We start from the raw sequence: 20,538 nt of genomic DNA, 5'->3' as shown, positions 1-20,538 counted from the left end.
CTCGCTGGGCTCATAACCCAGAGGTCGCAGGTTCAAATCCTGTCCCCGCTACTGAAGGCCGAGGGCCGGAATCCGAAAGGGTTCCGGCCCTCGGTGCGTTGTGGCACGTGCGTTGTGGCAGGTGTGGTGTGGCAGATGTGTGTGTGGTTTGAAAAGGTGGAGAGGTTACGAGGGGTGATCGGGTGGGCGCCCTCCGCATAGCAATTGACGGACCGTCAATATCTGTGTGTTTGCTGAGTGAGGTCAACTCGCCCGGTTTTCGCCGGTCGTGGGGTCTTGGTCTGGCGGAGATTCGTTAATGATCAAGAGGAACGGCTTGGAATCGGGGGCCTGGGTCTATTAACGTTCGATAACGCAGCGCGGTCGTCCCAGCCGTCACAAGAGTCGGCTCCGTGCGCATGCGCCGAATTCCGCAAGGGAACCGGGGAACCATCACCTTGGGGTGAATCGCGCGGGTACCACCGTGAACTCACGGGCGGTATACGCGCGTAGGAGACCTTCCTGCTCCGAACCCGTCAGCTAACCCGGTAGGCGAGAAGGAAGGAAAGGAGTACGCCCACGTGGCGTCCAACCGACCTGCTCCAGAAGCCCCGTTCGTGCCGAGCCAGCGCGACACCGAGACTTTCGGCTACGGCGAGTACCGCACCGACGAGGGCCCCTGGACGGAGTGGAACCCCACCGAGGAGTCCCTTCGTCCGGTACGCGGTCGGCACCGTGTCGCCAAGCAGCGTGGCGGAGGACTCGCCCGCAGCTCCACCGTCCTGGGCGTCGGTGTCATAGCCGCCGTCGGCGCGGGCGGCATCGCCAGCGCCAACACCGGCAAGCCTCCGGTGTCCATCTCCATACCCGATCTTCCCTCTGTGGGTTCCCTCCTTACGGAGGACGACACCCCCGAGGGCTCAGCGACCGCGCTCAGTGGCGTCGGTGTCACCTCCGAGGAGACCGCGCAGGGCACCTCGGACGCCGGGGAGGCGCTGCGCGCCCGGATCATTGCCCAGGCCGAGCGGCAGCAGGACCAGGCCGAGAGCAAGGTCGCCGCCGAGGCCGCGGCCACCGCCGAGAAGAAGGTCGCCGAAGCGGTCGCCGAGGCGAAGAAGGAAGCCAAGGCCAAGGCCGCCGCCGCGAAGGAGAAGGCGGAGGAGGAGGCCGAGAAGAAGGCCGAGGCCGAGCGCCTCGCCGAGCTGGCCAAGCAGTACACGCTGCCGACCTCCTCGTACACCATCACCTCCACCTTCGGTCAGGCCGGCGCCCTGTGGTCGTCCGGCTACCACACCGGCCTCGACTTCGCAGCGCCCACCGGCACGCTCATCAAGGCCGTCCACAGCGGCACCATCACGGAGGCGGGCTGGGCCGGGTCGTACGGCTACCGCACGATCCTCACCCTGGACGACGGCACCCAGCTGTGGTTCTGCCACCAGTCCTCGATCAGCGTCAGCGTCGGCCAGAAGGTCAGCACGGGTGACGTCATCGGCCGCGTGGGCGCCACCGGCAACGTGACCGGGGCCCACCTCCACCTGGAGGTCCACGCGGGTGGTGCGGACACCGGTATCGACCCGATGGCCTGGCTGCGTGGCAAGGGGCTCAATCCCTGACGGTCGGCCGTGGTCGGCCGTGGTCGGTCGGCCAGTTGGCCAGTCGGTCGTTTTTTGTCTGCGTGGATTTTTTGAGCGTCTCAGGCTTGGTGGAATGAGGCGCTCCGGCGCGGGGGTTGAGGAGAAGCATGACTTCTCTTCGCAAGCTCGGTGCCTCGGACCTCGAGGTCTTCCCGCTCTCGCTCGGTGGCAACGTCTTCGGCTGGACGGCCGACGAGGCCGCCTCCTTCGCCGTCCTGGACGCGTACACGGCCGCAGGGGGCAACTTCCTCGACACCGCCGACTCCTACTCGGCCTGGATCGAGGGCAACTCCGGCGGTGAGTCCGAGACCATCATCGGCAAGTGGGTCAAGGCCCGCGGGAATCGCTCCGACGTCGTCATCGCCACCAAGGTCAGCCAGCACCCCGAGTACCAGGGCCTGTCCGCGGCCAACATCAAGGCCGCCGCCGACGCCTCGCTGCGTCGCCTCGGCACTGACTACATCGACCTCTACTACACGCACTTCGACAAGCCGGACGTGCCGGTCGAGGAGATCATCGGTGCCCTCGACGAGCTGGTGAGGGCGGGCAAGGTGCGGTACATCGCCGCCTCCAACATCTCGCCCGAGCGGCTGGCAGCGTCGCTCGCCCACTCCGACCGCGTGGGCCTGGCGCGGTACGTGGCTGTGCAGCCCCACTACAACCTGGTCTCCCGCGACACCTACGAGGGCGAGCTCCAGGAGGTCGCCGAACGCTCCGGCCTCGCCGCCGTCCCCTACTTCTCGCTCGCCTCCGGCTTCCTCACCGGCAAGTACCGGCCCGGTACGACGGTCGACAGCGCGCGTGCCGAGGGCGCGGCCAAGCACCTGCAGACCGAGCGTGGCCGGCAGGTCCTCATCGCCCTCGACGAGATCGCCCAGTCCCACGACACCCAGATCGCCACGGTCGCCCTGGCCTGGCTCGCGGCCCAGCCGACGGTGGCGGCCCCGATCGCGTCCGCGCGCACGGTGGAACAACTCCCGGCGCTGATGGGCGTACGCGACCTGGTCCTGACGGAAGCCGAGGTCACGCGGTTGACGGAGGCCTCGGTCTGAGGGGCCCCACGCAAGGCGGGCTCACAAGGCGGGCTCGTAAGGCGGGCTCGTAAGGCGGTTCGGGCGCTCGTTCCCGCCTTCGGCCTGTGCGGATATCAGGAGCGTCGGCCTTCCTCCGCTGCCGGACCAGTTCCTCGACCGCGATCGGGAGGGTCGTCTCGAAGTCGATCAGCGGCTTTCGAGACGACGCGCTCAGGCGAGACCGGGCTGGTCGACTACGACCGATACGGGTTGTACGCCGGATACGGCACCGCCGGCTGCCCGACGTAGCCCGGATACGCCGACGCTGCCGGATACCCGTACACCCCGTACACCGGCCAGGGCGGCGCGGCCACCGCCACCGGTGGGGCCGTCGCCCGCGCCGCGTGGTCCAGTGCGGGACGGGCCACGTCCCGCCGCCGCCACAGCTCCTGCAGCAGCTCCTGCTCCCGTACGACGAAGTCGGCCCCCGCCAGCCCGTGGCGCCCCCGGTGCCTCAGGAACGCCAGGGAGGTCGCGTACGCCTCGTACTGGGCCACCGCCCGCGCCGCGGGGCGGCCCCCGCGGCGGTGGGCGTACTCGCGCGCCATCCGCCGTGCCCGCATCGACCCGAGCGCGTACGGCTCGGCCGGTGTCAGCCATCCCGCCACCGTGTAGGCGGGCAGTTCCTCCCGTACGGTCCTCAGCTCGCGCTGCCGGGTCCAGATGACCAGCCAGGTCAGCAGGCCGAACGTGGGGACCATGAACGCCGCGTACACGGCGATGAACCCGTACTCGCCGAACGTCGACGAGCCGTTCCAGATCGCGTGCATGCCCATGGCGAGCAGCAGTCCGGACAGCGGCAGCAACACCCGTCGCACGTGCTGGCGTTCCGCCGACAGCGCGGAGATGCCGAAGCCGATGCCGGTGAGGACGGTGAACAGCGGGTGCGCGAACGGCGACATGATGACCCGCACGAAGAAGGTCGCCGCGGTGACGGAGGCGATACCGCGGTCGCCGGTGAGCTGGTCGGTACCGAACGCCGTGCCGAGGTAGAGGATGTTCTCGGTGAAGGCGAACCCGGTGGCGGTGACCCCGGCTATCACCACCCCGTCGACGATCCCGGTGAAGTCCCGGCGCCGGAAGATGAAGACCAGGAGGACGGCGGCGGCCTTGGCCGACTCCTCCACGATCGGCGCTATCACCGTCGCCCCGAGGGTGTCCGCGCTGGAGGGGTCCGCGGTGGCCGTGGCTATCCATCTGGTCGCGAAGCTGTTGGCGACGATCGCAATCAACGCCGCCGCGCAGGCGCCCCACGCGAACGCGAACAGCAGGTTGCGCCACGGGCCCGGCTCGACCCGGTCGAGCCACCGGAAGGCGGCTATGAGCAGCGGCACGGGCAGGACGGCGAGCCCGAGCCCGACCAGGAACCCCTCCGTGCCGGTCTGTTCGCGGACCAGGGCGAGGATGACCAGCCCGGAGAGCGTGAGCAGCATGCTCAGCGCGCCGTACCGCACCCACTTGCGCTGCCACCAGTGGGCGTGGCGCAGGGCGCCGCCGCCGGGGGTACCGGGGTGCGGCGGATATGGGGGGAAGGCGGCCACGGCATTGACCCTAACGATGCTTTTGCGGAGGGCTTCACGAGTGCTCTACGCGGCGGAAGAGCAGGTCGTTCACGACATGTCCCTTGTCCAGTCCCTGGCCCTCGAAACGAGTCAGCGGCCGGAACCCGGGACGCGGCGCGAAACCGCCGTCGGCCTGTGTGTTCTGGAAGGCGGGGTGCGCGTCGAGCACCTCCAGCATCCGCTCCGCGTACGGCTCCCAGTCCGTCGCGCAGTGTACGACCGCCCCTGGCCGGAGCCGGGCGGCGGCGAGGGTGAGGAACTCCGGCTGGATCAGCCGTCGCTTGTGGTGCCGCTTCTTGGGCCAGGGATCCGGGAAGTAGACGCGCAGGCCGCCGAGGGAGTCGGGGGTGAGCATCTCGCGCAGCAGGATGATCGCGTCCCCGTTGCCGACGCGGAGGTTGGACAGCCCTTCGTGGTCCGCGAGATTGAGCAGGTTCCCCTGCCCCGGGGTGTGTACGTCCACGGCGAGGATGTTGGTGTCCGGGTCGGCGGCGGCCATCCGCGCGGTGGCCTCGCCCATCCCGAAGCCGATCTCCAGTACGACGGGACGGTCGTTCCCGAACAGCTCGCCCAGGTCGATCACCCGCTGGCCGTCGATGTCGAGGCCCCACTTCGGCCACAGGCGTTGCAGCGCGTCCGCCTGTCCCGCCGTCACCCGGCTGCGGCGCGGCTGAAAACTCCGGATCCGCCGCTCGAAGTGTGACCCGGCGGGGTCGGGCTGCGGTCCGTCCGGGAACCGCGGTTCTCCCTTGGCCCGGGTGTGGCGGCGGGACACACCGGGAGGGGTGTGCGGGGGTTCGGGAGCGTTGAGAGAGTCAGACACAGTGCGTTGATTTTACGGCGGCTGGGCCGATGCCGTCTGCGGGCCGAGGCTGCGGGCCGAGGGTGCGGGCGGAGGCTGCGGGCGGAGGCTGCGGGCGGAGGCTGCGGGCGGAGGCTGCGGGCGGAGGCTGCGGGCGGAGGCTGGCGGCCGATGACGTCGGTTGGGGGAGGGGGGCGGCTGGTGAGGGTCGGTGCGGGTGCGGGTGCGGGTGCGGGTCCGGTGCCGGGGCGGTGTGGGGTGGGGCGTGTGGTGCGGGGCGTTGGGGTGTGGTGTGGGGCGGGCGAGGACCCGGGCGGTCCATGACGTCCGCCCGCTCATCGACCTCGGCCCGCTCATTGAGGTCGGCTTGCTCACAGACGACCTCGGCCCGCATCGACGTCCGGCCTCCCACCGACTGCCCGCCCGCCGTCCTCCTCACCCCGCCCCCAACACCGCCAGCGCCCTGCGGGCCACCTCCCGCCCGATCGGCAGTGAGGCCGTCGCCGCGGGGGACGGCGCGTTCAGTACGTGGACCGTCCGCGCTCCCTCCCGGATCAGGAAGTCGTCCACCAGCGTCCCGTCGCGCAGTACCGCCTGGGCTCGCACCCCGGCCGCAGCCGGCGTCAGATCCCCCTCCTCGACCGCGGGCAGCAGCCGCCGCACGGCCCCGGCGAACGCCCCCTTGGACACCGACCGCCGTAGCTCACCTGCCCCGTACCGCCAGTGCCGCCGCGCTACCCGCCAGGAGCCCGGCCAGCGCAGCGTCGTCCCCAGCTCCCGTGGCCGCACCACAGCCCAGTCGTAGCCCTCTCTGGCCAGCGCCGGCACCGCGTTGGGGCCGATGTGCACGCTGCCGTCGATCCCGCGTGTGAGATGCACCCCGAGGAACGGAAACGCCGGATCGGGCACCGGATACACCAGTCCTCGCACCAGCTCCGGCCGGGTCAGCGTGTAGTACTCGCCCCGGAACGGCACGATGCGCATCCCCGGCTCGTCCCCGGTCATCCGCGCGATCTCGTCGCAGTACAGCCCGGCGCAGTTCACGAGCGCCCGCCCGCGCACGACGTCCCCGTCCGCGGTCCGCACGGCCACTCCGAGCTCCGGACGCCGGTCCACCCGTACGACACGCGCCCCGTAGCGGATCTCCGCCCCCGACGCCTCGGCGAGCTGCCGGGCGACCGCGGCGAAGTCGCACACCCCGGTCGTCCCGACGTGTATGGCGGCGAGCCCGCGGACCTCCGGTTCGTACTCGGCGATCTGGGCCGCGCCCAGTTCGCGCACCGAGATGCCGTTCTCCCGGCCGCGCTGTACGAGCGCGTGCAGGCGGGGGAGCTCGGCCCGCTCGGTGGCGACGATCAGTTTGCCGGTGACGGCGTGCGGGATGTCGTACTCCGCGCAGAACTTGATCATCTCGGCGGCGCCTCTGACCGCGTACCGCGCCTTGAGGGAGCCGGGGCGGTAGTAGATCCCGCTGTGGATCACCCCGCTGTTGCGCCCGGTCTGGTGCCGGGCGGGCCCGGGTTCCTTCTCCAGCACGGTCACCCGCGTGCCCGGCGCGGAACGCGTGATCGCATACGCCGTCGACAGGCCGACGATCCCGCCGCCGATCACCAGCACGTCGCAGTCGTACGCGATCTCCCGCACCTGCCTCGACACCCGCACCACCTCCCGGCTTCGATAGTGCACTGCGCCACTGACAATGCCTTCAAACCCGGGAATCCGCAGCACGCGCAGGCATCCGGCGCCCCGAGCGGAGCGCCTACGCCGGAGTCATGAGCAGTGGCCGTGCCCGCTCGCGCAGCTCCACCACCCGCGGCTCGTCCCCGTACGGCTCCAGCCGATGGAGAAGATCCTTCACGTACTCGGTGGTGCGCGCCGAGGAGATGCGCCCCGCGACCTCCACCGCCCGCACGCCCTGCTCGCATGCCGCGTCGAGATTGCCGGACTCCAGCTCCGCGACCGCCGAGACGACGAGCCGCAGCCCGTGCGAGCGCACGAACTCCTCCGTCGGCTTGGACAGTGCCTGCTCCGTGAACCGGCGCACCTGACGTGGTGCCTTCAGGTCGCGGTAGCACTCCGCGGCGTCCGCGGCGAACCGGTCGTACGAGTAGAAGCCGAGCCAGGACGGGTCGTTGTCGCCGTCGCGGGACCGCTCCAGCCAGCCCTCCGCCGCCGTCAGGGCCGCGCCGGCCGCCTGGGCGTCCCCCGCGCGCGCGTGGGCACGTGCCTCGACGAGGCGGAAGAAGCTCATGGTGCGGGCGGTGGCCAGCCCCCGGTTGCGTTCCAGCGCGGCCTGGGCGAGGTCGACGCCCTCGTCGCCGAAGCCCCGGTAGGTCGCCTGGAGGGACATGGAGGCCAGGACGTAGCCCCCGAGCGGGACGTCGGCCGCCGCGCGCGCGAGTCGCAGCGCCTGGATGTAGTACCGCTGCGCGGCCTCCTGTTGGCCCGTGTCGAAGGCCATCCATCCGGCGAGGCGCGTGAGTTCGGCACTCGCGCCGAACAGCGCCCGGCCCACCTCGTCGGAGTACGCGCCGAGCAGCAGCGGAGCCGCCTCCACCCGCAGGCACTCCGGCACCATCGACGAACGCCAGTCGCCGCCTCCGTACTTGGAGTCCCAGCGCCTGGCGTCCTCGGCGGCCTCCCGCAGTTTCTGCACATCGCTGTGGCCGACTTTGAGCGGTGCGCCGGAGGCCTCGGCGGAGTTCACCTCGCGTGCGACCGAGCTGTCGGCCGGTGTTATCAGCCAGCGTGAGGCAGGCGTCGCGTATGCGCTTACTGCGAATGATCCGGCCAGCGACTGCCAGATGCCGCCGGAGCCGGCCCGGCGGCCGGCCAGGTCGAGGCGGTACAGCTCCGTCGCCGACCGCACCGCCTGTCCGACGTCTCTGGGGAAGGCGAGGCCCACTTCGGGCGCGGGATCCGCGTCCGCCAGGCCGATCTCGTGGAGCGGCACCGGGCGGCCGAGCTTCTGCCCTATCGCGGCGGCGATGAGATGCGGCGCGGCACCCTGCGGCACCATGCCCTTCGACACCCAGCGCGCCACCGACGTCTTGTCGTAGCGAAGAGTCAACCCGCGTTGAGCGCCAAGATCGTTGACGCGTCGCGCGAGTCCTGCGTTGCTGATTCCCGCGAGGGCGAGAACGGCGCCGAGTTTTTCGTTCGGCCCGCGTTGCTCCCTGGACATTGCGCCACCCCTCGACACAGACGGCTGCCGCGCTGGCATAACCATGCGGCATTCGTAAACCCAGCGTAGTTCGCCGCATCCCAAGCGTTAAGGGGCATTGTTCCGGTTGGCGGGATTGTGGTCCGTACTGAAGTGCGGTTCAGCGACAGACGGTTGCGGCGTGCTCCCGCTGTGTGGCCGTGCGCCCGTCCGTGCGCTCTTCTCCGGCCATCGGCGGAACGGTTCCATGGGCCGTGCGTGGGTCGGCCCGCTGTACTGGATCCAGTGGGCTGGGGGACACCGCCGCCTACATCCCCGCGGGCGGCGGACCGGCCCGGGGGGCGAACACCGTCTCCCGGGCTGTGCGCTCGCCGGACGGCGGGTGAGGCGTGTACGGAGCGTACTCAAGTCTGTTCCGTTGTCGCCGATTTGGCCGAAAATCGACCCCGGCCTCCCGAGGTCATCAGCCCTCCCACCACGGTAGTTGAGGGCGCGTTGGGAGTTTTTGGGGAGTGTTTCGGGGGCGCATTCGAGTCGCGGTCACCGTATCAACACTCCTCGCCCGTGCCCGATCTCCTTGCCTCGCGCGGCTGTTCGACGCGGTGCGAGGGTGGGCCGGACCCGATGCGACGGTATCCGCCGGGGCGCATTCCCCGGCGCGCGAGCGACACCGCCGTCCCTCTGTCGAGCCTCCTTCATGGCAGCATGGTGCCGAGTTCGTACGGTGCACTGGTTGTCCACAGCCTGTGGAGGCGGCGATGCGGTGGTTGGTGGGATGGAGCAGCACCGCCACGGTGGCCGCCGAGATCGGCTCCGCGGGCGCGGTGGGGCACGACGGCGAGACACTGCATCCGGTGGGCTCGCATCTTCTGTGGGGCGACCCCGATCCGCTCTGGGCGGTCGGCGACTGGCGTCCGGACGAGGTGCGGGTGCTGAAGGCCGACGACCGGACCCGGATCGCCGTCCTCGGCACCTGCGGCGCCTCCGACGAACAGTTGAAGGTCGGTATGTTCGCCGCGCGCGGCGGGGCACTTCGGCACCTGACGGCCTGGCCGGGAAGCTACACGGCCGTCGTCCAGGTGGGTCGCCGCATCACCGTCTGCGGTGATCTGGCGGGCGCCCGCCCGGTGTTCCACACCCCCTGGGCCGGCGGCACCGCCTACGCGACGGCCGCGCTGCCCCTCGCCGACCTCATCGAGGCCAACCTCGACTACGGCCACCTCGCCGCGCTGCTCGCCGCCCCCGACGTCCCGGCCGCCCTGCACGACTCCACCCCCTACGACGGCGTACGGCGCGTTCCGCCGGGGCACGCGCTGATCCTGCGCGCCGGGGCACGCGAGATCGCCGGGTACGAGCAGGTCGCCTCACTCGCCGTGGCGGCGCCCTCCGCCGACCCGGACAGCGCGGTCGACGCCGTACGGGACGCCCTGGTCGACGCCGTCCGCGCACGGCTGTCCGCTCCTCGCCATGTCCCCGGTGCCGACATAGACCCCGGCCCGGTCCCCGGCATGGGGCCCGCCGAACGGCGTGCCGCGCGCGGGATGCCGGTCCCGGGCATCGGAGCGGATCTGTCCGGCGGCCCCGCCTCGGGAACCCTCGCGCTGCTCGCCGCCGGCCTGCCCGGCATGCCGGGGACCGTGCTGGGCCACGGCACGGGCGCGGGGGAGCGGCTGCTGGCGGTCACCTTCAACGATCTGGCCGTCGGCGGCCGGGAGGCCGAACTGGAGCGGGCGGGCACGCTCGCGGCCAACCCGCGTCTGCACCACGTGGTGGTGACCGGCGGCGAGGAGACCCTCCCGTACGCCGAACTGGACGGCCCGCTGACCGACGAACCCGCCGCCTCCCTGGTGACCGCCGCCCGCCACCGCGCGCGCCTCGCGGCCGGCAGCGCGGACCACTTCACCGGCTACGGCGCCCGCCAGGTCCTGGACGCCCACCCGGCCCGCCTCGCGGACCTCCTGATGGACCGCAAACGCCGGCACCTGGTCCGTCCCGTCGCCGCGCTCGCCAAGGCGGACGGCTCGGTCCTGGTCCCCGCGCGCGTGTACGGCGCGGCCCGCCGGCTCGCCCGTACGCCCTACCGCTCCGGTCTGGAAGGCCTCGCCGACCTCCTCATGCGCCGCCGTTTCGATGAACCCGGAGGTGCCGTGGGGGCGTCCCTGGCCGCGCTCACCTGGGCCAGACCGGGCCCCGCGGCACGCTGGCTCACGGGTGAGGCGTTGGCTGAAGTATCGGTTCGCCTACAAGGGGCGACCCAGCGCTCCGGAGTCGGTCCCGGTCAGCGACCGGGCGATTTCCGCGCGCGTGCGGCACTCGCCCGGAGCGCCGCGGACCTGCGCATCCTCGAACAGGCGGCCGAAGTCCGCTTCCAGCGTCTGCACGCCCCGTTCCTCGACAACCAGGTCGTCCGCGCCTGCCGCGCCCTCCCGGAGGCCCTGCGGGTCCAGCCGGGCGCCCGCGCGGCCATCCTCCGTACGGTCCTGGAGGGCGCCGGGGTCGCCGACCTCCCGCCCGGCTGGGGCGCCCCCTCCCACGCGCCCTCGGCCGCCGCCGCCCGCACCGGGCTCCGGGTGGCCGCGGACTCCCTGATGTCCCTCTTCGGCACACCTCTGCTCGCGCAGGCGGGCCTGGTCGAGGCCCGGGTGGTCCGCAAGGCGCTGCGCGCGGCGGCGGAGGGCGAGCCGCTGCCCCTGGACGGACTGGCGGACCTGGTGTCCCTGGAGCTGTGGCTCGGCCGGCTGATCGCCCGCCGGGGCACCTGCTGGACCGGAACGCCCGCACGCACACGTGCGGTCCCGGCGGGCGTCACGCCACGGCAGGGAGCGCTGGGGGCGGGGGCTTCGGGCGGCGGGACGGCGCTCGCCTAGGACGCGCCGGGGACGTGGCTTGATGGGGCGCGGCTCGACGGGGGTTCGTACGCGCCCGGATCCACTGCCGGATCGAGGGCGGCCGGCAGCCGGCGGCACGGCCCTCCGCCGTTACGGCTTCACCGGCAGGTGAACTTCGACTCCGCCCAGTCCGCGACGGTCAGGCTGTCGACGTGACTGTGCGGCTCGACCACCAGCCGGACCGTCTCGCGCCGGGCGAGGTTCACATGGACGGGAACCGCGGAGTCGCCGCCCTCGACCCTCCCGGACCGCCACAGCCGGACCCCGTCGGCGTAGACGGAGAAGTAGATCTCGCCGAGCCCGGCCGCCATGTCGTCGACGCCGACGAGGGCGTCGTAGGAGGTGCACTCACGGTTGAGGTCGATGGTGACGGAGGACTTCCCGGCCACGGTCACGCCGTGCGTGTACTGCTTCTCCGCGATCGACACGCCGTACCGCTGCCACACCCAGCTGCTCCCGCCGATCCGCATCTCGGGCTCGGTGCCGTCGCCGGAGATGTCGTACGACAGCTCGCTCCACTGGTACACGGCCGACGGAGGAGGTGGCGGTGGAGGCGGAGGTGGAGGTGGAGGTGGCGTGGGTGTGGGTGTCTGGGTCGGCTTCGGCGTCGGGGTGGGGGTCGGCGGGGGTGTCGGGGTCGAGGTGGGGGTGGGCTTCGGCGTGGATGCGGGGGTGGGGGTGGAGGTGCGCGTCGGCGTCGGTGTCGGTGTGGGTGTGTGGGCCTGGGCGGCCGCCGCCGCGTTCACCGCGGGCTTGGGATCGGGCTCCTGCTCCGGGGTCGTGGGCGCGTCCTCGGAGGGCGCGGCGGGCTCGGCCGGCGCGGCGACCGGCGCGGACGCGGGCGGCTTGGCGTCCGGCTTCCTGGGCGGGTGGTCGCCGCCGGCCAGCGCGAGCGCCACCCCGACGGCGGCCACCGCCACCACACCGGCCGCGATACCGGCCTTCATCGGCGCGCCCAGCCCTTCGGCGGCGGCCGCACCGCCACCCGCGCTCCCCGCGCCGGACGAACCGCCGCCCGCCGCGGCGGACGCCCCCACAGCACCGGCCGCGCCCGCCCCGGCGGACGCCCCCACGGCACCGGCCGCGCCCGCCCCGGCGCCGCCGGCGATGAGCCCGAGGGCCTTGGCGTACCCGGCGGCACCGAACCAGCCGATGACCGCCACCGGTACGACGGCGGGGATACCGCCGGCGACTTCCTTGATCTGGCCCGCGGCCAGCCGGCACTTGGCGCACTCCTCCAGGTGCTTGCGCAGCCCCCGTTCGGCGCGGGTGCGCAGGCCGCCGCGGGCGTAGGCGCCGAGCCGGTCGGCGTAGCGGGCGCACTCCTCGTCGCCGGCCAGGGCGGCGCTGACGTGGGCCTGGAGGTAGGCCTGCTTGAGGCCCTCGCGGGCCCGGCCGGCGAGGACCCGGGTGCCGTTGGCGTCCAGCCCGAAGAGCGTGGCGACCTCGCTCGGCGACTCGTCCTCGACCTCGGTGTGCCACAGCACGGCCTGCCAGCGCTCGGGCAGCGACCGGAAGGCCCGCATGGCCATGGACTGCTCGGCCTCGTGCATCGCCCGCACATCGGCGCCCAGGTCCGGGCCCGCTCCGAAAGGGCCGAGGGACGAGGTGTCATCGGGCGCCTCGGACGCGCGCGCGGACCGCTCGGCGAACACCGCGAAGTCGTCTACCAACTGCTCCCGCCTCGCGGACTTCGTCCAGTTCGCGGCCACCCGGCGGACGGTGGTGAGCAGATACGCGCGTACGGCGTGCTCGGGGCCCAAGCCGCCGCGCACCGCCTGGAGCATGCGGGCGAAGACCTCGGCGGTGAGGTCGTCCGCGGTGTGGCCGTCCCGGCAGCAGGTACGGGCGTACCGGCGCACCGCTCCCGCGTGGCGCCGGTAGAGGGCCTCGTAGGCGGTGTCGTCGCCCGAGCGCATCCGCTCGATCAGGTCGGCGTCGGACGGCGGCAGCTCGCTGGGCGGCGGCAGGACACTGCCGTCCTCGCGCCGGTCGCGCTGGGCCGGAACGGTGCTGTCCACGGGCTCACCGCCCTGCGCCGGGATGCCGGCCGCCACCGGCCCGTGCGGAACACCGGCCCGTCCGCCCTGGCTCGGTACCTGCGGCGAGGCCGTGCCGTCAGCCTCCGCGTCGTCGTCACCGAGTGACTCGTCCCGCCCGTCAAAGCTCATCGCGGAAAGCCCCCGCCGCCAGCCCTACCAGTCCCGAACACCGGGTCAGAGTGCCATATTGGCTTTTGTTCAGGGCCCTGCCGTGCGGCCCTTGCACCCGTCCGTGGGGACTCCAGATGGCGCGGTACCGGGTGTCATGCGGACTGGGCGGGCTCAATCGACGTTCTGCGGGCGGGAGTTGAGAAGGGCGCCTGAAAAGCCATGGAATGTCCCCTGGGTGCGCGCGGGGTGAGAGCGGTGCGGCGCCCGCGCTCCACAGTCACCTTTTCGGGTCACGGCCACGAGGCACAGGGCGACGTCCGGTGGCGGGCGCCGCCCCACAATGGCGTCTTTCCGGCACCCGCCCCACAGGTGGACGTCTCCCGAGCCTCAGCCCCTCAAGCCGGCCGCGAGCGCAGGCCCTCCAGCAGGATGTCCAGCAGCCGCGACGAGGCCGCCGCCTGCTGTGCCGCGTCCGGCAGCGAGGGTGCCGCCGTCGCGATGACCAGCAGGACGTCCGCCACCGACACATCGGTCCGCAACTCGCCCGCCGCGCGCGCCCGCTCCACGAGCTGGCCCACGACCTCGAGCAGTGCCGTCGCGCCCGTGTCGTCCGCGGAGAGCGCCGGAACCTCGTCCGCCACCAGCCGCAGCTCCCCGGAACCCGGCTGGGTCCGCTGCTGCGGCACCCGCGCCGCGTCGAACACGGTGCCCTCGTCCGCCACGCCGACCCGCAGCACCTGCGGCGGCAGCAGCCGCCCGGCGCCCGAGGCCACCGACGTCCGCAGGAAGCGCGAGAGCGCCGACCACGGCTCGTCCTCCTGACCGAGCGCCGTCCGGGCCTGGTCGGTCAGCCGGGCGGTCTCCTCCTCGGCTATCCGTCGCACCAGGACGTCCTTGCTCGGGAAGCGCCGGTACACCGTGCCGACGCCGACCCGCGCGCGCCGCGCCACGTCCTCCATCGGCGCGCCGTACCCCAGCTCGCCGAAGACCTCGCGCGCCGCACGCAGCACGTGCTCCAGATTGCGCTGTGCGTCCACGCGCAGCGGTGTGGTCCGCGAGCTGTCCCCGCGTCCGCTGTTGCCCGCCGCCGCGCTCATCGCTGAGCCGATCCCACCGCCCATGGACCCGCCACCCGGTGCGATGGCGGACGTGGACGACCAATGAGAGTCCTGAACATGCATAAGTGATCCCCCGGTAATGACGTCTCCCCCCGGAGACTCTCCCCGTCATTCGAAAGCCGGAGCGAACGGAACAGACCCGCTTGCCAGACCCGCCGGTCGCGGACCCGAAGGCGCATCCCCTACACCCCGTCGACACACGAACATAGTTGAGTGGGGGTCAATTCAGAAGGGGCTCGTTCCGCACGGAGCGCCCCCCGATCGGAGTACGGGTCGCAAACGTCCCGATTGCACCCCCGTCAACCGCTCGACGTATACCCGCTGACCTGCGAGGTTTCCGCGCACTCCGGTGATTCGGCCAACCCGGCGCGCCGATGGTGCACGGTCACACAAATTGTCGAGGCTGTGGACAAACGCAAGCGACCGGTGCGTCATGGGATGGTGAAGGAACGTGCGCGCATTCTCGTTGTCGGCGGCGGCTACGTCGGGATGTACACGGCCCTGCGTCTCCAGCGGAAGCTGAAACGGGAACTCCAGCGGAGCGAGGCCGAGATCACCGTCGTCACGCCCGACCCGTACATGACCTATCAGCCGTTCCTCCCCGAAGCGGCCGCCGGATCCATTTCCCCGCGCCATGTCGTGGTACCGCTGCGCCGCGTCCTGGACCGCTGCCGGGTCGTCGTCGGCGAGGTCGCCTCCATCGACCACGCCAAGCGCACCGCCGACCTCACCACACTCGCCACCCTGGAGGAGGGCACCGGCGCCCAGCAGCTGTCGTACGACGAACTCGTCCTCGCCCCCGGCTCGATCTCGCGCACCCTGCCCGTCCCCGGTCTCGCCGAGCACGCCATCGGCTTCAAGACCGTCGAGGAGGCCATCGGCCTGCGCAACCACGTCATCGAGCAGATGGACATCGCCTCCTCCACCCGCGACCCCGCCGTCCGCGACGCGGCCCTCACCTTCGTCTTCGTCGGCGGCGGCTACGCCGGCGTCGAGGCACTCGGCGAGCTGGAGGACATGGCCCGCTACACGGCGCGCTACTACCACAACATCCGGCCCGAGGACATGAAGTGGATCCTCGTCGAGGCCTCGGACCGCATCCTGCCCGAGGTCGGCGAGGAGATGGGCCGCTACACCGTCACCGAACTGCGCCGCCGCAACATCGACGTACGGCTGACCACCCGCCTGGAGTCCTGCGCCGACCGCGTCGCCGTCCTCAGCGACGGCGCCCGCTTCCCGACCCGTACGGTCGTCTGGACGGCCGGTGTGAAACCCCACCCGCTCCTCGCCGCCACCGACCTGCCCCTGAACGAACGCGGGCGTCTGAAATGCACCGCCCAGCTGACGATCGAGGGCACCACGCACGCGTGGGCGGCCGGAGACGCGGCGGCCGTCCCCGACGTCACCGCCGGGGAACCCGGCAAGGAGACCGCCCCCAACGCCCAGCACGCGCTGCGCCAGGCCAAGACCCTCGGCGACAACATCGCGCACTCCCTGCGCGGTGAGCCCCTGGAGACGTACTCCCACAAGTACGTCGGCTCGGTGGCCTCCCTCGGACTCCACAAGGGTGTCGCACACGTCTACGGACGCAAGGTGAAGGGCTACCCCGCCTGGTTCATCCACCGCGTCTACCACCTCAGCAGGGTGCCCACCTTCAACCGCAAGGCCCGTGTCCTGGCCGAATGGACCCTGTCCGGGCTCTTCAAGAGGGAGATCGTCTCCCTGGGATCACTCGAACATCCCCGAGCGGAGTTCGAACTCGCGGCCGGTGGAAAGCCTCCTCACGACCCCCGGAACGACCCGAAGGGGTCGTCCTGACCGGACCGAGGAACTCCCACCACGAGGTAGGCGTCTGACGGATGTCGGCCCGGTGGGCCGCCTGCCAGACTGGTCCCACCCCCTCGACGGACCGACCCCGCCCTTCGAACCCACGAGGCTTCCCCAGTGCTGCAACCCCGGGGTGCCGCACCCCTGACCCGCGACCGGGTCCGGAGCCGGCCGAAGACGCCGCAGACGACGACACGAGGCAAGGATTCGTGAACTTCACGCGCTGGAGCGCCCGCCTCCCCGGAACGCAGCGCCGCGCCGCGGCGCGGACCGACCACCCGGTCACCCCGGACCGGAGGGAGGACGCCGCGAGCTCCTCCGTCCCCGCGGCCCGCGCCGAACAACTCACCGACGCCGCCCCGCCGGTGCCCGCCGTCGACGAACTGCCGGTGCGCGAGGTCCTCGACCGCGTCCCCGCCCTCGTCGCCCTCGTCCACGGCCCCGACCACCGCCTCGCCTACGTCAACGACGCCTATGTGACGGCCTTCGGCACCCGGGCGACCGGCGCCCCGGCCCGCGAGGCCGTCCCGGAACTCCACGAACTCGGTCTGCTCCCGCTCCTGGACCAGGTCCTGCGCAGCGGCAAGCCCCGTACCGTGAAGTCCCGCAAGGCCCCCGACGGCCGCTCCTACACCTTCACCTGCACCCCGGTCGCCCAGGGCGACGGCGGTGGCGTGCTCGTCTTCGCCACCGACGTCACCGACCACGCCGAGGCCGCCGAACGCCTCAGAGCCAGCGAGCGGGAGCAACGGGGAACCGCGGTCACCCTCCAGCGCTCCCTGCTCCCCCAGGAACTGGAACAGCCCGACGACCTGCGCGTCGCGGCCACCTACCAGCCGGGCGGCACGGAGGCCGCCGTCGGCGGCGACTGGTACGACGTGATCACCCTGGGCGGCGGCCGTACCGCCCTCGTGATCGGCGACGTGATGGGCCGAGGAGTCCGCGCGGCCGCGGTCATGGGCCAACTCCGCACGGCGGTGAGGGCGTACGCCCGCCTGGACCTCCCCCCGCACGAGATCCTCCAGCTCCTGGACGGCCTCGCTGCGGAGATCGACGCCAACCAGATCGCCACCTGCGTCTACGCCATCCACGACCCGAACGAGGGCCGGCTGGTGTACGCCTCGGCCGGCCACCTGCCCATCCTGGTCCGCGACGAGAGCGGCGCGGTCCTGCGCGCCGACGAGCCCACCGGCCCACCCCTCGGCACCGGCGGCTGGATGCACGCCTCGGGCTCGATCCCGCTCGGCCCCGGCTCCACGGCTGTCCTGTACACGGACGGCCTGGTGGAACGCCGGAACGAGGACCTGGACGAGGGCATCGCCTCGTTGGAGCGCGCTCTGTCCGGCGCGAGGGGCACGCCCCAGGTCGTCTGCGACCGCCTGGTCCGCTCGGCCGGCGTCACCGCCGACCACGACGACGACGTGGCCGTCCTGGTCCTCCAGCACCCCGCCCGCACCGGCCCCGACAGCGAGCTCTTCCGCAACGCCGCCCTGGAACTCCTCGGCGGCGTGGAAGCGGCCCCACGCGCGCGTGCCTTCGCCTCCGGCGTTCTGACCAGCTGGCGGTTCTCCGTGGAGCTGCACGACCTGGGTGTCCTCGCCGTGAGCGAGCTGGTCGCGAACTCCCTGCAACACGGCACCCCGCCGATGCGGCTGCGGCTGCGCCGCACCGACCGGCGTCTGATTGTCGAGGTCACCGACGGCGACGACCACCTTCCTCGCCGCCGCCGAGCGGAACTCGGTGACGAGTCCGGCCGGGGCATCGCCATAGTCGCCACGATCGCCTCCGCGTGGGGGTCCCGTCGGACACCCGGGGGTGGGAAGGCAGTGTGGTGCGAGTTCGCGCTGCCCGCGGGCACGAAGTGACCGAAGGCCCGGCCCCCGGAGACCTCAGGCGTGCGCCTGCGTGTGGTCGGCCGGGGCGGGACCTCCCTGGGCCACCACCCGGCTCTTCGCCGACCACGGCTGATCCTGCGCCACGGTCAGGGCGCGCCCCAACCGCACCGCCAGATACGTGATCCCCAACGAGAACAGCAGGAAGGTCACGATGTACGGCGCGTGCAGCGAGGCCCCCATGGGCCCGCCCACCGCCGGCCCGACAGCCAGCGCAAGCTGCTTCACCAGGGCGAACACCGAGTTGTACTGACCGGCCATCCCGGTGGGCGCGAGATCCGCCACCAGCGGGGCCACCGTCGGCGACAACATCGCCTCACCCAGCCCGAACAGCGCGTACGTCGAGACGAACGCGGCCGTCGCCATCTCCTGGCTGCCGTGCCCGAGCCCGGCATACCCCGCGGCGACCCACGCCACGGCCCAGATCAGCCCGACCGCGGCGATCACCCGAGACCGCCTCCGCCGCTCGACGAACCTCAGCACGGCGAACTGCGCGACCACGATCATCGCGGTGTTGGCGGCGAGCGCCGTCCCCAACGCGGACGTCGAGATCCCGGCGGCCTCCACCCCGTACGCGCTCAGCCCGGACTCGAACTGTCCGTAGCAGGCGAAGAACAGCACGAAGCCCAGCACACACAACTGCACCATCGCCCGGTTGCCGAGCAGCTGCTTCCAGCTGCCCTTGGCCGACCCCGGCCGTCCCGGAGCGTCCTCGATCCGCGGCGAGTGCGGCGTGCGCACCGTCGCCATCACCACGACCAGCAGCAGGAACATCGCCGCCTCGATCGCGAACAGCAGGGTGAAAGAGGAAGCGCTCGTCGGGTCGACCAGGTGACCGCCGATGAGCCCACCGACGCCGAGCCCCAGGTTCTGCAGGAAGAACTGCGTAGCGAAGGCACGCGAGCGGGTGTCGGCAGTCGAGCAGTCCACGATCATCGTCGCCAGCGCCGGCTGCATCACGGCCTGCCCGGCCCCGAGGGCGGCCGCCGACAGCAGCACCGTCGGCGCGTTGCTCGCGAGCCCCAGGCTCAGCGAGCCCAGCGCGGCGGTGACCAGGGCGACCAGCAACACCGGCAGCGGGCCTCGGCGCACGATCGCCCGGCCGGCGAACGGCAGCACGATCAGCGCGGCCACCGCGAAGACGGCGAGGACCAACCCCGCCGTCATGGCCCCCAGCCCCCGCACCTGCGCCACATAGACGTACAGGTAGGGGACGGTGAAACCGAGCCCGAACGCGCTGAGTGCGTTGCCCACGTGAATCCGGCGCATCGCTGCGCCCATCGCCCTGGTCACGTTCACCTCTCTCAGGTAATTAGTGAGCCCTGCATGGATACAGAGCTGAAGACTTCAAAGGTAAAGTTCGAAGTTGAACAGTACACCTCGAAGGACTTCAACGCCAAGCAAGCCCGTGCGATACTCGAGCCCATGGGCGACACCCCCGACACCCTCGGCGAACCGACACTCGAAGAGCAGATCGCCGCGTACCAGCGCGAGTTCCAGGACCTCGACCCCCAGGTCGAGCAGATCGTCTCGGCGCTCTCCCGGCTGAACCGCCGTATGAACGTCGCCTACGGCCGCCAGACCTCCGCTCTCGGCATCAGCAACGCGGAGTGGGAGGTCCTCAAGGCCCTCGTCCTCTCCGGTGCCCCCTATCGCCTGGGCCCCAGCGACCTCGCCAAGCGGCTCGGCCTGACACCGGCCGCGATGACCCACCGGATCGATCGCATGCTCACCGAGGGTCTGGTCACCAGGGAGCGGGACGAGTCCAACCGCGTCCGCGTGATCGTCGAGCTGACCAGGGAGGGCCGCGAGAAGTGGCTGGAGGCGATGCGTCTTGCGACCGTCTTCGAGGAGGACCTTCTCCAGGACCTCTCCCCGGACGACCGCACGGCCCTCGGTGAGGTCCTCACGCGACTCCTCCGTAGAGTCGAGCACGCACAGCCGGACGCCGGCGGCCGGCTCACCGACCTGGACTGACGGCGATCCCCGGCGCCCACGAAAAGATCTTGACAGGCGGCGCTTGACAGCCACCTGCCCGATCCGTAAAGTTCTTCGGGTTGCCACGGGGCCGTAACGGTTCTGCGGTGACACCTCCGCCGCCTGAGCGGCACCTCAAACCAACCAGCACGATCTCCCAACCGGGTTGAATTCGGCGTGCCCGAATTCAATTTGATTGGGGCCCGGCACCTCGATTTGGGACCTGCCGGGGGAATCAGCTAGAGTTTGAGACGTCGGAACGGCCCAACAGCCGCGAAGACAAGCCCGGTTGACTGGGAGTCGGACGCCGAAAGGATCTGATAAAGTCAACACCGCCGGAAGGCCGAAAGGCCGGAAAGCAGCCCGCCGACAGGGAATCGGATCGAGAAAAAGATCTGATAGAGTCGGAAACGCAAGACCGAAGGGAAGCGCCCGGAGGAAAGCCGCGAGAGAGTCTCTCGGGTGAGTAC

General features: G+C 71.7%; 13 protein-coding genes and 1 riboswitch. Of the genes, 6 read left to right on the top strand and 7 right to left on the bottom strand.

The genetic code is table 11. From position 1 onward, the window contains the following. Positions 1-391 precede the first annotated feature (391 nt). Positions 392-549: riboswitch (cyclic di-AMP (ydaO/yuaA leader) on the top strand. Between the two features lie 11 nt (positions 550-560). Beyond that, positions 561-1,592, top strand: a complete 1,032-nt coding sequence (locus AB0H86_RS43510) for a M23 family metallopeptidase (RefSeq protein ID WP_362451847.1) — start codon at positions 561-563, stop codon at positions 1,590-1,592. A gap of 128 nt (positions 1,593-1,720) precedes the next feature. After that, on the top strand, positions 1,721-2,665 hold the full coding sequence (locus AB0H86_RS43505) for an aldo/keto reductase (protein WP_362451844.1): 945 nt from the start codon (positions 1,721-1,723) through the stop codon (positions 2,663-2,665). A 215-nt stretch (positions 2,666-2,880) separates the two neighbouring features. Here AB0H86_RS43505 and AB0H86_RS43500 read toward each other — a convergent pair whose 3' ends face one another. The 4 genes from AB0H86_RS43500 to AB0H86_RS43485 form a co-directional block, all read right to left on the bottom strand. Then, the gene (locus AB0H86_RS43500; RefSeq protein WP_362451841.1) at positions 2,881-4,227 is read right to left on the bottom strand and encodes a PrsW family intramembrane metalloprotease; all 1,347 of its coding nucleotides are present in this window, start codon (positions 4,225-4,227) and stop codon (positions 2,881-2,883) included. 34 nt (positions 4,228-4,261) lie between these two features. Continuing rightward, positions 4,262-5,071 (bottom strand): tRNA (guanosine(46)-N7)-methyltransferase TrmB, encoded by an 810-nt coding sequence (gene trmB, locus AB0H86_RS43495; protein ID WP_362451839.1) that lies wholly within the window; start codon positions 5,069-5,071, stop codon positions 4,262-4,264. 414 nt (positions 5,072-5,485) lie between these two features. Next, positions 5,486-6,712: an L-2-hydroxyglutarate oxidase gene (gene lhgO, locus AB0H86_RS43490; protein ID WP_362451851.1), complete on the bottom strand. Its 1,227-nt coding sequence runs from the start codon at positions 6,710-6,712 to the stop codon at positions 5,486-5,488. A gap of 97 nt (positions 6,713-6,809) precedes the next feature. Further along, complete coding sequence (locus AB0H86_RS43485; RefSeq protein WP_362451837.1) at positions 6,810-8,234, bottom strand: MFS transporter; 1,425 nt, start codon at positions 8,232-8,234, stop codon at positions 6,810-6,812. 737 nt (positions 8,235-8,971) lie between these two features. On the opposite strand from AB0H86_RS43485, the gene AB0H86_RS43480 reads away from it, so the two are divergent. Further along, a complete protein-coding gene (locus AB0H86_RS43480) occupies positions 8,972-11,080 on the top strand; it encodes an asparagine synthase-related protein (RefSeq protein WP_362451835.1) in 2,109 nt (702 codons plus the stop codon). A 119-nt stretch (positions 11,081-11,199) separates the two neighbouring features. Here the strand turns inward: AB0H86_RS43480 and AB0H86_RS43475 are convergent, their stop codons facing one another. Next, positions 11,200-13,272 carry a sigma-70 family RNA polymerase sigma factor gene (locus AB0H86_RS43475; RefSeq protein ID WP_362451832.1) on the bottom strand — a complete coding sequence of 691 codons (2,073 nt, stop codon included), beginning with the start codon at positions 13,270-13,272 and terminating at the stop codon, positions 11,200-11,202. Positions 13,273-13,649: 377 nt separating this feature from the next. Further along, on the bottom strand, positions 13,650-14,435 hold the full coding sequence (locus AB0H86_RS43470; protein ID WP_362451830.1) for a helix-turn-helix domain-containing protein: 786 nt from the start codon (positions 14,433-14,435) through the stop codon (positions 13,650-13,652). 375 nt (positions 14,436-14,810) lie between these two features. Here AB0H86_RS43470 and AB0H86_RS43465 point away from each other — a divergent pair, with 375 nt between their 5' ends. After that, positions 14,811-16,190 carry an NAD(P)/FAD-dependent oxidoreductase gene (locus AB0H86_RS43465; RefSeq protein WP_362451828.1) on the top strand — a complete coding sequence of 460 codons (1,380 nt, stop codon included), beginning with the start codon at positions 14,811-14,813 and terminating at the stop codon, positions 16,188-16,190. A gap of 218 nt (positions 16,191-16,408) precedes the next feature. Continuing rightward, positions 16,409-18,064, top strand: a complete 1,656-nt coding sequence (locus AB0H86_RS43460) for a SpoIIE family protein phosphatase (protein WP_362451825.1) — start codon at positions 16,409-16,411, stop codon at positions 18,062-18,064. 24 nt (positions 18,065-18,088) lie between these two features. Here AB0H86_RS43460 and AB0H86_RS43455 read toward each other — a convergent pair whose 3' ends face one another. Next, complete coding sequence (locus tag AB0H86_RS43455) at positions 18,089-19,360, bottom strand: MFS transporter (protein WP_362451849.1); 1,272 nt, start codon at positions 19,358-19,360, stop codon at positions 18,089-18,091. A gap of 156 nt (positions 19,361-19,516) precedes the next feature. Here AB0H86_RS43455 and AB0H86_RS43450 point away from each other — a divergent pair, with 156 nt between their 5' ends. Continuing rightward, complete coding sequence (locus AB0H86_RS43450) at positions 19,517-20,068, top strand: MarR family transcriptional regulator (RefSeq protein ID WP_362451822.1); 552 nt, start codon at positions 19,517-19,519, stop codon at positions 20,066-20,068. The last annotated feature ends 470 nt before the right edge of the window (positions 20,069-20,538 follow it).

The sequence above is a fragment of the Streptomyces sp. NPDC050997 genome (genome assembly GCF_040660135.1).
Lineage (GTDB): Bacteria > Actinomycetota > Actinomycetes > Streptomycetales > Streptomycetaceae > Streptomyces.
The sequence above is the reverse complement of the archived record's forward strand: the minus strand, read 5'-3'. Positions and strand labels throughout refer to the sequence as shown.